Source organism: Paenibacillus sp. FSL R10-2782 (genome assembly GCF_038592985.1).
Classification (GTDB): domain Bacteria; phylum Bacillota; class Bacilli; order Paenibacillales; family Paenibacillaceae; genus Paenibacillus; species Paenibacillus terrae_C.
Genome location: NZ_CP151951.1, coordinates 397,790 through 410,325, shown reverse-complemented (window position 1 = coordinate 410,325; position 12,536 = coordinate 397,790). Strand labels below are relative to the sequence as shown.

The 12,536-nt window shown below is 45.8% G+C and carries 14 protein-coding genes; 4 read left to right on the top strand and 10 right to left on the bottom strand.

Annotated features, from left to right (window positions below; genetic code table 11):
• Positions 1 to 172: 172 nt before the first annotated feature.
• Positions 173 to 1,180 carry a LacI family DNA-binding transcriptional regulator gene (locus NST83_RS01820; protein WP_137061143.1) on the top strand — a complete coding sequence of 336 codons (1,008 nt, stop codon included), beginning with the start codon at positions 173 to 175 and terminating at the stop codon, positions 1,178 to 1,180.
• Positions 1,181 to 1,281: 101 nt separating this feature from the next.
• Here the strand turns inward: NST83_RS01820 and NST83_RS01815 are convergent, their stop codons facing one another.
• From NST83_RS01815 to NST83_RS01790, 6 genes are all read right to left on the bottom strand, one after another.
• Positions 1,282 to 1,959 (bottom strand): hypothetical protein, encoded by a 678-nt coding sequence (locus NST83_RS01815; RefSeq protein WP_342417850.1) that lies wholly within the window; start codon positions 1,957 to 1,959, stop codon positions 1,282 to 1,284.
• A gap of 95 nt (positions 1,960 to 2,054) precedes the next feature.
• The gene (locus NST83_RS01810; protein WP_342416361.1) at positions 2,055 to 3,278 is read right to left on the bottom strand and encodes a stalk domain-containing protein; all 1,224 of its coding nucleotides are present in this window, start codon (positions 3,276 to 3,278) and stop codon (positions 2,055 to 2,057) included.
• 349 nt (positions 3,279 to 3,627) lie between these two features.
• Positions 3,628 to 4,113 (bottom strand): cytochrome c biogenesis protein CcdC, encoded by a 486-nt coding sequence (locus NST83_RS01805; protein WP_342416360.1) that lies wholly within the window; start codon positions 4,111 to 4,113, stop codon positions 3,628 to 3,630.
• 43 nt (positions 4,114 to 4,156) lie between these two features.
• Positions 4,157 to 4,924 carry an ABC-2 transporter permease gene (locus NST83_RS01800; protein WP_137061139.1) on the bottom strand — a complete coding sequence of 256 codons (768 nt, stop codon included), beginning with the start codon at positions 4,922 to 4,924 and terminating at the stop codon, positions 4,157 to 4,159.
• Entirely contained in the window at positions 4,921 to 5,634 is a 714-nt protein-coding gene (locus NST83_RS01795) for an ABC transporter ATP-binding protein (RefSeq protein ID WP_137061138.1), read from the bottom strand. The genes NST83_RS01800 and NST83_RS01795 overlap by 4 nt, the downstream gene beginning before the upstream one ends.
• Positions 5,631 to 6,044 carry a GntR family transcriptional regulator gene (locus NST83_RS01790; protein WP_342416359.1) on the bottom strand — a complete coding sequence of 138 codons (414 nt, stop codon included), beginning with the start codon at positions 6,042 to 6,044 and terminating at the stop codon, positions 5,631 to 5,633. The genes NST83_RS01795 and NST83_RS01790 overlap by 4 nt, the downstream gene beginning before the upstream one ends.
• 214 nt (positions 6,045 to 6,258) lie before the next feature.
• Here NST83_RS01790 and NST83_RS01785 point away from each other — a divergent pair, with 214 nt between their 5' ends.
• Both NST83_RS01785 and NST83_RS01780 read left to right on the top strand, forming a co-directional pair.
• The gene (locus NST83_RS01785) at positions 6,259 to 6,804 is read left to right on the top strand and encodes a hypothetical protein (protein WP_342416358.1); all 546 of its coding nucleotides are present in this window, start codon (positions 6,259 to 6,261) and stop codon (positions 6,802 to 6,804) included.
• 207 nt (positions 6,805 to 7,011) lie between these two features.
• Positions 7,012 to 7,557: a GNAT family N-acetyltransferase gene (locus tag NST83_RS01780; protein ID WP_342416357.1), complete on the top strand. Its 546-nt coding sequence runs from the start codon at positions 7,012 to 7,014 to the stop codon at positions 7,555 to 7,557.
• Between the two features lie 61 nt (positions 7,558 to 7,618).
• Here NST83_RS01780 and NST83_RS01775 read toward each other — a convergent pair whose 3' ends face one another.
• Positions 7,619 to 7,948, bottom strand: a complete 330-nt coding sequence (locus NST83_RS01775; RefSeq protein ID WP_137061301.1) for a hypothetical protein — start codon at positions 7,946 to 7,948, stop codon at positions 7,619 to 7,621.
• A 187-nt stretch (positions 7,949 to 8,135) separates the two neighbouring features.
• On the opposite strand from NST83_RS01775, the gene NST83_RS01770 reads away from it, so the two are divergent.
• Positions 8,136 to 8,798, top strand: a complete 663-nt coding sequence (locus tag NST83_RS01770) for an alpha/beta hydrolase (RefSeq protein WP_342416356.1) — start codon at positions 8,136 to 8,138, stop codon at positions 8,796 to 8,798.
• A gap of 103 nt (positions 8,799 to 8,901) precedes the next feature.
• Here the strand turns inward: NST83_RS01770 and NST83_RS01765 are convergent, their stop codons facing one another.
• The 3 genes from NST83_RS01765 to NST83_RS01755 all read right to left on the bottom strand — a co-directional run bounded on the left by NST83_RS01765 (position 8,902) and on the right by NST83_RS01755 (position 12,282).
• Positions 8,902 to 9,117: a cold-shock protein gene (locus NST83_RS01765; protein WP_013308357.1), complete on the bottom strand. Its 216-nt coding sequence runs from the start codon at positions 9,115 to 9,117 to the stop codon at positions 8,902 to 8,904.
• 131 nt (positions 9,118 to 9,248) lie between these two features.
• The gene (cspD, locus tag NST83_RS01760; RefSeq protein ID WP_013308356.1) at positions 9,249 to 9,449 is read right to left on the bottom strand and encodes a cold-shock protein CspD; all 201 of its coding nucleotides are present in this window, start codon (positions 9,447 to 9,449) and stop codon (positions 9,249 to 9,251) included.
• Positions 9,450 to 9,846: 397 nt separating this feature from the next.
• The gene (locus NST83_RS01755) at positions 9,847 to 12,282 is read right to left on the bottom strand and encodes a LamG-like jellyroll fold domain-containing protein (protein WP_342416355.1); all 2,436 of its coding nucleotides are present in this window, start codon (positions 12,280 to 12,282) and stop codon (positions 9,847 to 9,849) included.
• Positions 12,283 to 12,536 lie beyond the last annotated feature (254 nt).

The following is a 12,536-nucleotide window of genomic DNA, read 5'->3' as shown; positions in this document are numbered from 1 at the left end:
TTGCTCAAATCCCAAGAGCAATTTTAAATCGGGTATAGGCAACAAAGCGATGGCGATCTTGCGGGATCGCCCTTTGCTGCTTGCACGTCCAGTTACGATATTCGAAATAAACACAAGTTTAATAATCAATATACAATAACAAGTAACAGACTGGCGAAAAGGAGGAAATGATGTGGTCAGCATTAAAGATATCGCCAAACAGGCGGGCGTTTCCATATCTACCGTTTCATACGCATTGAACGGCAGTGATAAGGTGACGGAAGAGACCTGCGCACGTATTTTGGCTATTGCCAAAGAGCTTAACTATGTGCCGAATGCCGCCGCACGTAATCTCAAAAAAAGGGAAACCAAAATTATCGGCGTCTTCCTGACTGATTTCCGTGGAGACGTTTATGGAGATTTGTTGTACGGCATCAAGGAAATTTTGAACCGAAAAGACTATGACCTCATCGTATGCAGCGGCAAGCAGTCTCACCGCATGCTGCCCGAGCGCATGATTGATGGAGCCATCATACTGGATCAGACGTTCGATAGTCAGGAACTGCTGAATTACGCCGAGCGTGGACATAAAATTGTCGTACTGGACCGTGAGCTGAATCATCCTAACATTAATCAGGTACTGCTGGATAACAAAGCAGGTGCCGCTCTCGCGGTGGAGCATTTGCTGGAAATGGGACACCGCAAGCTGTACGTTGTCACTGGGCCGGACGGCTCTTATGATTCATGGCAGCGGATGCAGGCAGTCAAACAGACGATCGAGCGCAGCGGCACCGCCGAAATGATCGAGATTGGCGGCGATTTTGAAAAATCGGGCGGCGAACAGGCAGCCGAGATCATTTTACAGCAGCATGTCAGCCCGGATTCTGAGCCCGCCGCGGTATTCTGCCTCAATGATGAGATGGCGGTAGGCTTTTACAATCGAATGGCTCAGTCGGAGCTTACCATCGGGCAAGACATTCATATCGTCGGCTTTGATAATATTGAGCTGGCACAATATATTCAGCCCCGTCTGACGACCATTGATTACTCCAAACGTAAATGGGGCGCAGTAGCTGCTGAACAAGTTCTGAAAATCATTGCCGGGGAAGACGTGGAGCATGAACGGCTGTACGTTACGCTCGTCCAAAGAGAGTCAGCAGGCGCAGTATTAAGCACTCCAGATCAACAGAATACCTTATGACAAACACCGTAGAAGCATCCCCAATCACATGCTATCCTACAAAAAAGAACTTCCATTGCCCCGGAATACGGGTTGGAAGTTCTTTGGGTCATACTTATGTTTCAACCTAACAAATTCTCAAGCAAATTCATCAACGACCGTAAGGGATTGCCAATCGCCTGACCCGTCTCCAGTTCCACCTGCAATGCAGCATCAACCATAGATAATTGCGCCACAGCCAGCGTTCTGTCTGGTTCAGCCTCTCTCAGTTCATGCAATGAACGGACCAGCACTTCCATATATTCGTCTTTGCGACCTTGCATAATCAGCTCAAAAGCGTGCTCCACCACCTTGACCTCTATCAACGAAGAGATATCTGGCTTATCTAACAGGGCTGCTATATGAGAAAGACGTTTCATTGTCCCCTCTACCGTAGCCGGATTCGTAAATACCAAGGTTTGTGGCAACGGATCATCGCATATCTCATGGAAAAAGGGCTCATCCAGCGTTATCACGGGTGTAGGCATCGTCAATTCAATCTTTTCCGCGAAGACTATATAATTCGTGCATGTAATCAAAATAACATCTATGCCGCTTTGAGCCATCCATTCCAGTTGCTCTTCTACCTTTCGACTGGCATCCACCACCGAGAAGTCTGGATCAGATGAAACTCTGTACAAGAGCGCAGGGTCCACAAAATGCTTCAGTTCCACCTCATAAGGAGCAAAAGCCCGTTCCACATAGGCAATGTTCGAATGATGCGCATGCAGACAGCCTACCCGCTGTTTAAAACTCCCCATCATCCCATCCCCACTCATCATGTTTCCATCATTTTAGCAGGGATAGGGTAGTTGGGGAATCACCTTAAGGATCAGTCATGGCGTGAATGCCGTTTTTAAAACTTGCCGTTCGTATTTTTCCACTCTGCTTGAGCCGGAACGTCCTGAACTACATCCCAGTGCTCTGCGACTTTGCCGTTCTCTACACGCCACATATCATAGACAGCAGTCGTGTTCCCCTTAGGCGATTTGGTTTCGCTCACAACCAGTACGAAGTTCCCTTCTCCAATGACCATATGCACCTTATCGTATCCCGAGGAATTTCCCTGGTTTCCATCTGCTGCGGGGAATAATTGCTTAATAACGGAAACACCGTCGCCGAAAAAGGAATTATGCTGAATGTAATGATCACCGTTAAAGTAGCTTTCCAGTGCAGCGCGGTTCTTGCCCACCAGGATATCATCCACAAACTTACGAATCAACGCTTTGTTTGCTTCGGTTTTGTTAAGGTCTTTGATTTCTGTCGTTCCGTCAATCATCGTACGGCCGCTCGGATTGGCTGGAGCCAGTTCCTGACTGTTGTCCCAATGCTCAACAATCTTACCGTTCTTGTCGAACCGAAAAATATCAAACAATACGCTTGGTTTGCCATCATCCGTTTCCTTATAATGAACGGCTACATAGTCTCCATCCTGAATGATTCTTTGGATATCAACCTGTGTATTGGCGCCTTTCATTTGTTTAATACCTTCGATCAGGCCCTCTCTACCGTTGGCAAAGCTCAAATTATGCTGGATATATTGATCCTTGCTAACCCAAGTTTCGGCCGCTTTGGTATCTCCCGTTTCAAAGCTTTTCAGGATTTCAACGACCTTATCCTTATTACTCACCCCGATTTGCAACATTTTGCTGGTCGGGTCCCAAATCACTTGCTTGCCCCACGCTTCTTTGACGACATCGACCGGAACATAGGTTATTCCTTGTTTGGTCAAAATGGGCGAGGTGGACAGCGGTACCTTAATCCCGTTGATCTGCGCTTCCGGACTGCCCGACACCAGTACAACCGTCGCCTGATCATAACGAATTGTCGTGCTTTGACGAGCCGTATTGAACGTAATATGCTTGGAATCCATCGGAATCCCCAAACTGGAAGCCAATTGTCTCAAAGGAATCAAAACCTGCTGATTTTCCACGATAGGAGCAATCTTGTAAGCCTCTTTCTTGCCATCTACCCAAACCTGGATTGTTGTAGCGGGTTTTACCTCGGCAGCTAAGACTGGTACAGCAGAGGATAGCACAAGCAAGCTGGCAAGTGCAGCGGTAATCGTATGTTTTTTCATGAATGTAAGCCCCTCTCATCTTATAAAATAATATGGACAACGATCCCTTATTATGTAACTAATATAGTTACAACTTATCACGAAAAAAAATCTACAATAACCTACTCTATCCTTTAAACCTAATGGATTCTTTTGAAACCTCAATACTTCCTCCTTTCAAATTTTTATACTTATGGCCCGTTAAACAGCAAGCTACAACCTTAGAATAAAGGATACAGAGGTTAATAACAATGTATGTATATGGGCTAACAGATGAATTTATGATGAAGCCACAAAGAAACGGGTTTTATCACCAAGCGAATGAACGCTTTTGAACAGAATGCCCGCTTCTTTACACTATTTATACCTTTTATACTAATAAAATCCTCCTAAACTTGATAAAGCTCCCAATTCGCCAGATGGAAATATAGACAAGCGCCATCGTAATCGCCAATAGACTAATCTCGGTCGTACCCAAGCTGCTAAGATACTGGGTCAACACGACGCGTATCAAAATAATGGCAATAATAATGTATTTAAAGTATTTGTTCGGCTTGGGATAAATGTGTCCGTCGTCCCGTCTTTCATATGCCGTATGCAACAGAATGACGTAACCAAACACCGCACCTAACAGCCCGGCAGCCAGCAGCTCCCAAAAGGCGGGAAGCGCATGCGTTTGGCCGGGAATATACATCAATTGGTACACAGACATCATCATGAGTGGGAATGCGATAAACAAGGGAAGCAAAAGGCGGACTCCGTTTCCTTTTACCGGCCCCCCTCGTCTTTTGGTTCTCAACCAGATCATCAGCCCCACCAAAACAGCCAGCAATGCATAGATGAATATCGTCGTCATGGTGAAATTCCTTTCCTAATATATCATGTTATTTGAGACGATGCTAAACCGACAGTTTCTTCTCCAGCAAATAAGCGTTCAGCCGGATTAATGCATATGCAGCCAACCAACTGATCAACACCGCAACCGGGAAATGCCAAGTAAAAGGAAACCATTGTCCTGTCTGAACATGGTCAAATTGCTCATAAAGCCCCTGATCGCCTGACCAATAAAAGACACTCCCGCCACCCATCAGCACAATCCAGAGAATTGGACTAATCGGTCTCCATGTGCTGAATTTTGTACTAACTGCCAGCAGACCAAGCGCAATAACGAACGGAGTGAACGCGATAATCATCACAAACCAGTTCAATCCGGCAATAATAAAGGACGCTGCATCTGCAAACGTATAAGGCTGGATGGTTGATGAGATGAACAGCGCATACAGAGAACCTACAACAAACAGGAACAATGTCACGACCATGGCTTGTAAAATAGCAGCAATCCATTTGGCACTAATCAGCCACATACGCGGATAGGGAAGAGTCAGCCACCATCCGTAGGTGTCATTTTCCCATTCTCTTCTCAGACTTCCCACACCCATGAAAATGATCATGTACGGCAAGCCCAGAGTGACGTACCACAGCCTCGTCAGTTCGAGCTGGTTGTGAAGCGCGAAGTACGAGGAAATAGCGAACGCCGCAATTAGAAATAGTGAGAAATAAACGAGCCTCCACGATCTGGGCAGACGATGCCCACCCTGCTTTCTCCAGCTTCCTTTATTCCGAAATTCATGGCGTATTAAATCTTTGAACAGCCCTGATGAATTCACGCCTTCCACTCCTTTTTGTACAAATTGCGGAACACCTGATTCAAAGACCCATGCTCTCCACGTAGATCATCCGAGTCGCCGGACCATATCACCCGTCCGTGGTCCATCATCACCGTGTAATCAAACAAGCCTTCCACTTCCTGAATATCATGCGTACTCATGAGTATGGATTGCTGCCGATCCTCCAAATAATCAATAATACCAGCCACGATTGCTTCTCTGGAAAGGACATCGATGCCGGCAAACGGTTCATCCAGAATCATAAGCGGAACCTCACGCGCCAGACACAGAATCAGCAGCACCCGTGCCTCCTGCCCGCGGCTCAACCCGGACATTTTCAACTCCAGCTCCACGTCCATATGATCAGCAAGCTTGTGCGCATCCTTCATATTGAAGCCAGGCAAAAAGGACTGGCCCCACTCCAGTGTCTGCTGCACCGTATGATTGGGGTACCAGCGCGCCCGGTCAGGCAGGTAGGATATGCCGCGGTTGGTTTCCCAGCCGGGTTTTTGCCCCAGCACCTCAAGACTGCCTCCATCTGGTCGAATTAACCCGGTGATCGCCCGAAAAAAGCTGGATTTACCGCAGCCATTGGGGCCAAGCACCCCTACAATGCGGCCCGCAGGAATAACGACCTCCAATTGATCCAGCGCTTTTTTACTGCCATATTGCTTCGTGATATGATTCGCAACCACAATAGATTCCGTCATGCCTTTTTGCCTCCTTCCCCTTCATTCCCGTTCTGTTTGCTTCCTATATACCGCTGTACCTCCTCCCATGACAGCCCCAGACTGCTCATCTGTCCCAGGAACTGATCTATATACGTCAGGGCCAGTTGTTCCCGAAAGCTGTCTACCCGCTCACTGGACGACGTAACATAGGTTCCCAAGCCGCGCCGCTTCTCGGTCAGTCCGTCCCGCTCCAGCTCCTGATACGCCCGCATCACAGTATTCGGATTCATACGCAATTCCTGTGCCAGATCACGAACGGATGGCATCTTGCTTCCCATTTCAATCTCCCCTTTGGCAATGGAGCTTCGTACTTGATTTAAAATTTGTTCATATAATGGCTGGCTAAAATCAATTAAAAAGCGAAGCGAGCCAACCCTTTGCTCTTCCATGGGTGTTTCCCCCTAATCCGCTGCAGCTATCGTGCATATAGTGTATTATATCACTTAATACACGTAACACAAGTATATTTTTAGTTAACATTTTAGTCATGCCGTCCAAAACCTATTCAGCAAATGCTCAGCTTGCGCTCAGACAGCATTCAAGTTCATATCTTATGATAAATCTCGTACCTAACATACCCTAACCGAAAGGTGGAAAATGAAGATGAAGAACACCAAAAAAACGATTTTGGCAGGAACGATGGCATTGGCATTTTTAGGAGGTGGAGCGCTTTACTCCACTGGCGCGGCCTATGCTGCTTCAACTACACCTGAGAAGGCTCCAATTGCAGACAAAACACAGGCACCTAAAGGTAACCCCGGCGACGCTAAAGGCCCTGCCAGCGTAGGAGGAAATTTTGCTGAGAACAAAGCTCTTTTGAAAGTATTGAATTTGTCCTCCAGCGAGTTGAATACACAATTGAAATCAGGCAAGACACTCGCAGCAATTGCTAAAGCACAAGGCGTAAGCGTAGATTCTGTTATTGATGCGCTTGTTTCTGATATGAAGGCAAAACTGTCTACGGAAAAACAAAACGGCAAGATTACAGCCGCCGAGCATAACCAGCGTATCTCTAATCTGAAGGAAATGATCACAGATATGGTGAATGGTGTTAAGCCGTCCAAGCCGCCAGTAAACGGAGATCAAGCAGATTCAGGCAAGGCTCCTGCTAAAACAGATGCAGCTAAAACCCCCGCTAAGAAGAAGTAACCAGACAATAGCCACTGCATGTAAATAAATCTCCATCCGGCTTCCCTGTACGGATCGGAAAACCCAAAGCCTGTCCTCTGCTGCCATACAGCAGCAAGGGACAGGCTTTGGGTTCGTGTACCTCAGACCAGATGTGATAAACTAAGATGATCGAGAGATAGCAAGTGGAGAATGTCCAAAATCCGGTTTCAACACAAGGAGTCTACAATGAAAATGAATCCACAGGAGTTTAATGTGAAGGGCATGACCTATACGATCAGAGCTGCCTTAAAACAGGATGCCGGAAATTTGTCTGAAATTCGATTGCTGATTGATGGGGAGACGGAGAATTTAGACCGGGAAAAGGGAGAGGCGTACATAGATACACCGGGCTTTGAGAAGCTCATTGAAACGGATACACAAAACAACAGAAACCTGTTTTTAGTTGCGGTAGTTCATGATAAAATTGTCGGTTTTTCCAGGTGTGAAGGTTATGCTCTCAGCAGATTTGCTCATAAAGTAGAATTTGGCGTCTGCATATTAAAAGATTACTGGGGATATGGAATAGGAGCCAACCTTTTAAGAACGTCCATTTCCTGGGCTGACTCCAATCATATCAAGAAAATGACCCTTCAAGTTTTGGAAACAAATATCAAAGCCATTGAACTCTATAAAAAGCATGGATTTGAAGTCGAAGGTATATTAAAAAACGATAAGCTTCTTTCGGATGGCAGGTACTACAACACCGTCATCATGGGTAGATTTACTAAATAAAAAAACCAAAAAAAGATCCTTGTTCATCAGGATCTTGGTTCATTGGATCGTCACACGAAACTTAGTAACGATAATAGTCATCATAGGAGTTGCGATCTTGATAACGCGGCTGTTGAGCTGCTGTAATCATCAAAAATATACCTGAAAGCAAATGCATCAGCCAACCCACGAATGGAATCCATCCGACGACAGAGGTCACGATCCCTAAGATAGATCCATAATAGGCCTCCTTGTTTACCACCGATAGCACTAACGTAACGATATGGAAAATCATCATAGAAAACAATACGGTATACGCAGAGTTTAAGACGATGAATCCGCCCAAAACAGGAATAGCTAAAAATAGCTCTAAACCGCCTGTAATCCATTTTAAAGTTTTTGATGCTGTCATGGTTCCACTCTCCCGTTGCTATTTCATCCCATCATTATATCTTATCGCTATGCGGGATGACATACATTTTTTAACAAATCAATATGTACAGATCGTGACTGCTACATCCCTTTTTCGAATGAGCTAAGCACCAGCTACATATATGTGAGAAGGAACGAATTTTCGTGACTCTAAAGGGGTGATCGCAATGGGATATTATGTTGAGGCGGAACGTGGCATCAAGCTGTATGTAGAAGATACAGGGGAGGGCATCCCCGTTCTGATGGTGCATGGCTGGCCGCTGGATCATCGAATGTATGAATATCAGGTAGCTCTGCTGCCTTCCTACGGGTATCGCTGTATTCAGGTAGATCTTCGGGAATTTGGAGTTACTCAGCTTATTCTTCTTGGAGCAGCTACGCCCCGTTTCACTCCATCCAGCGACTTTCCTCAAGGCACTCCGGTCACGGAGGTGGATAAGCTCATCAAGCAAGCCTATACAGATCGACCACAATTGGTCACTTCATTTGGCGAACTATTGTTTGCCAACCCCGTCAGCCAGAGCTTTGGAGACTGGATACGTGACCAAGGCTTTGCATCCTCTGTACACCGTATGGCCTTCACTTTATATTCACTACGTGATTCTGATTTACGCAAGGAACTTACGCATATCCGTGTACCTACCTGGATTTTACACGGGAAGCTTGATCAGGTCTGCCCTTTCCCGCTGGCTGTGGAAACCCAAAAAGGAATTGCAGGATCGAGGCTTATTCCTTTTGAACGAAGCGGTCATGCTGTATTCTACGATGCACTCCCCGAATTTAATTCCACCTTACTGAGCATACTATCTCAACCTTCCCCCATGCCATAATCGAAGACCTAGGACATTCATTGGAGCAACTCCAAAAAACAAAAAAGACGCCTCAGCGCCGTTAGCGGCTATGGGGCATCCTTCACTACAAACATATATCCAATTAGGATTGCTTGGTATGATTAAAGCTCGTATTATTCAAAACGGCCAGCTTTTTCTCGCCCTTTACCATGGCAGAACCGCAAATGGGGCATGTCGGCTCGACAGAAAAAGCGAAGTTATCCCGCATCCATCCGTTGCACGTATCGCTGGCGCAATTCCAGACAGTTGTAATTTCCTCAGGAATCTCATCCATTGGCTTTTTCCGTGAATTGTACATAAACATCCCTCTTTCTTCATGATTTATAAAGCGATAAGATGTAATCAGTTCAAAAACGGCCTTGTGAACAGATAAAAACAAATGCCCCAAACGCTATGTTCGGGGCATCTGAAGTAGGCTGTAATTTTAAATTACAGTTTTACAACGTTCTCAGCTTGTGGTCCACGGTTTCCTTCAACTACGTTGAATTCTACGCGTTGGCCTTCGTCCAAAGATTTGAAGCCGTCGCCTTGGATTGCGGAGAAGTGTACGAATACGTCGCTTCCACCTTCAACCTCGATGAAACCGAAACCTTTTTCTGCGTTAAACCATTTAACTGTACCTGTTTGCATGGAATTACCTCCAAAATATATTTATATGACCTTTATTTTTTACAAATAAAAATTCACATATTGCACAAGGTTATTTCAACCTAAAACAATAACCCTCTACAATATGCGAATCTCGGGTCACAATTTCAATATACTCATATTACCATAAGTGTATTGAAAACGCAAGCACTGGTGAATTTAAATTATGAAGGATGCTCTTGTCCTCAATCTTATGCGTCTATGCTGTTATTCGTTAGGCGAAAGTCAGTCATCAACGCCTACTTCAATCATTATATCCACAGTTACTTCTTATTATACCAGTAAACGAAAAATAAATATACAACACATTGAGCAGGAGACGAACTTTCTAAAAAAATTCGTCTCCTGCGTCTTATGTGCCCATATCACTCCATCAAAATCACAGCTCCGATAATGCTTTAATTTCTTCTTTTGTTAGCGCTTTATTATACAATTGAACCTCATCCAGACTGCCATTAAAGTTAGCATCGGCAGTAAAGCGGCTTTTACCGAGATAAGCCTCACTCGTCAACAGCTCTCTCGGGTTAAAGGTAACGCTATCATTAACAGCTACCTCTTCACCGTTTACATACAGCTTCCCGGTATTCCCCTCCAGTGTAACCGCTACATGCGTCCATTGGTTCAATGGCAGCGGTGCTTTGGAAAGCAGGCTTTGATCCGTACCTTCATGGATCGTAAACTGTAGCACTCCGCTTCCTTGGGATGGAGTCAGAAACATATGTCGGATCTGCCCATTTCCAAAGTCAAAAATCCGCTGCCAGGCTGCACCACCCTTCCAGTTTACCCACGCGGAAAACGTAAAGTCCTCGGCATCCGTTACCATACCCGGTAGCAGCACGTAACCATCCTTGCCGTTCAAAACAAGAGCTCCTCCGGACTTCCCTTCCTTGTTCCATGTGGCTCCCCCAAATGTCTTGCCATCATAGTTGTTGTATGTGCTGTCCACGACCGTTGTCCCTTGATCCTCACTCCATGAATAGTGCGCGAGCTGCGGACCCTGAGCCTGCTCGGGAACCGTGGCTATAAAGCTTTTCTTCGCTGTTGCTCTGTCTTTTTTAATGGTCGCTGTCAATGTGACCGTTGCAGGCTGGGAACCCACCTCCGGACGGTACACTTCACCTGTCACGGAAATGTTCTCGGGACGTGAGGACTCCCACGAAATGGTGGTATCTTGTGTAGCTTGAGTAGGCAGCGTCAGATTATAAAAAACGTTGCTCAAATCGCCCAGACTCAGATCCTTCTGCACAGCAGCCACAATCTTGCTCGCCTTTAGTTCAGGCTTTAGCGTACCCCATACCGCAACACCCTTGGAGGATAGCGCAGTGAAAGCAAGCGTCTTGGTGCCCGTATCTGGATCAAGATGCCGCAGGAACACACCTTTGTACTTCGTACCATTCGCCGTAATCTCCAGTTGGTTACCTGTGCCAAGCTTCCATGTACCGTTCGCTCCGCCGGACAGTTTGCCGCCGCTATCCAAACTGACGGTCAGGGCTTGCTTAATATTGGCCGAAATTTCTTTCCCGTGATTTACATACGAATACGTACCGAGGACATCCTTTTCCGATAACTTTTTCAGTGAATCCTCATCTCCCGAATAACGATAAGGAGCAACTACGGGCCAACCGTCAGCGTTCATGAACATTTCATGTACCCGCACTTCAAACTGCTCGCCTCTGCCAGGAAAACGGGAGTGGAAAATCAGAAAATGCCTCTTCGTCTTGGGATCATAATAAGCCGAGTTATGTCCCGGTGAAACATAGCCTGTACCCAGTCCTGTACCCGGATCGCCGACTTCCCTTGGAATCAGATAGTTACCTATCAGCTTGACACCGTATGGCTCAATGGAAGCGTCATCAAAAAGAGGCTTGTCAGGGTTCGCCTTGACTTTGATCATGTCGTTACCCTCAGCATCGTAAAAAGGACCATCCGGTGTTTTGGATCGAGCCACACGAAGGTTGTATCCCCCATCTGCCGATAATCCACCATAGGACAGGAACAAATAGTAATAATCGGTTTGCGGACTGTACTGTATGTACGGCCCCTCCATACGGGCATGGTTACCGCCTGTCAGCTTTTTCCCATATCCTTGTCCGGGCAGTGGTTTGCCCGTTTTCCCATCCATTTCTAAAATAAAAATACCTCCTGAGTAGGAACCGTATACCATCCACAGCTTGCCGTTCTTATCATAAAAAGTGTCCGGGTCTACGACATTCGGATGCTTGGTTGCGTCATAGATCAGCCCATCCTCACCCGGTTGGCCCCACATGCCGGATTTCAGGAAAATGCCTTTATTCTTATAAGGACCTTCAATTTTATCTGCAACTGCTAGACCCATTGCTGAACGCGGGGAGTCCCCCTTGCAGGCGTTGTAGTACATGTAAAACTTCCCATCGGCCAGTTGAATAACATCCGCTGCCCACAGCGTGTCTGTCTGGGCCCAATCCAGCGCTTCTTTTAATTCCTCTTTGACGTTGGGAATCAATACATTACCATTCGCTACTCCTGTGGCAATCGTATCCCAATTCATGAGGTCCTTGGACTTGGCAGCCGCCAAATGAGAGCCAAAAATATAAAATGTATCGTTCACTTTCAGAATGGATGGATCATGTACGGAAGTTTCTTTAAATGATACGGTCTTTTTGTTTTGAATGGAAATGTCCCCCTGGCTTTGACCCTGAAGGGTAACCTGCCCCGCAGCTTGAATCCCATCTGTGTCCAGATTGAGTGTTTGTTCGGCTCCTGCAAAGGAGGCAGGCAACAGCAACGCAGCCGCCAAAGAAGTTGCTGTTACTTTACGAAAAAATAATTGCTTCATAAACTAATCTCCTCTCTTTTTTGAACATACCTGATTCAGCATTTTGCATAATTCGATTCCCAACGCTTAGAGGTACAATATATAGACAAACTAGACCGTTTTGATCTATATATTGCTGATTTGAAATCGCTCTTGGGATTTATGCAAAATGCTCGATTGTTAAACATAAGATGATATTAAGTAAGGCGGTCAGGATTATGTTTTTATTAGCTTCTTCACCCTCGAATTAAATGTTGCTCATCCCCCTTTCTTAT

Bases quoted from the DNA above. Each gene is read 5' to 3' on its own strand.
- NST83_RS01785 (WP_342416358.1), top strand. From the start codon at position 6,259: ATGAAGAACACCAAAAAAACGATTTTGGCAGGAACGATGGCATTGGCA.
- NST83_RS01810 (WP_342416361.1), bottom strand. From the start codon at position 3,278: ATGAAAAAACATACGATTACCGCTGCACTTGCCAGCTTGCTTGTGCTA.
- NST83_RS01770 (WP_342416356.1), top strand. From the start codon at position 8,136: ATGGGATATTATGTTGAGGCGGAACGTGGCATCAAGCTGTATGTAGAA.
- NST83_RS01755 (WP_342416355.1), bottom strand. From the start codon at position 12,282: ATGAAGCAATTATTTTTTCGTAAAGTAACAGCAACTTCTTTGGCGGCT.
- NST83_RS01775 (WP_137061301.1), bottom strand. From the start codon at position 7,948: ATGACAGCATCAAAAACTTTAAAATGGATTACAGGCGGTTTAGAGCTA.
- NST83_RS01795 (WP_137061138.1), bottom strand. From the start codon at position 5,634: ATGACGGAATCTATTGTGGTTGCGAATCATATCACGAAGCAATATGGC.
- NST83_RS01765 (WP_013308357.1), bottom strand. From the start codon at position 9,117: ATGTACAATTCACGGAAAAAGCCAATGGATGAGATTCCTGAGGAAATT.
- NST83_RS01805 (WP_342416360.1), bottom strand. From the start codon at position 4,113: ATGACGACGATATTCATCTATGCATTGCTGGCTGTTTTGGTGGGGCTG.
- NST83_RS01790 (WP_342416359.1), bottom strand. From the start codon at position 6,044: ATGGAAGAGCAAAGGGTTGGCTCGCTTCGCTTTTTAATTGATTTTAGC.
- NST83_RS01780 (WP_342416357.1), top strand. From the start codon at position 7,012: ATGAAAATGAATCCACAGGAGTTTAATGTGAAGGGCATGACCTATACG.
- cspD (WP_013308356.1), bottom strand. From the start codon at position 9,449: ATGCAAACAGGTACAGTTAAATGGTTTAACGCAGAAAAAGGTTTCGGT.
- NST83_RS01815 (WP_342417850.1), bottom strand. From the start codon at position 1,959: ATGGGGAGTTTTAAACAGCGGGTAGGCTGTCTGCATGCGCATCATTCG.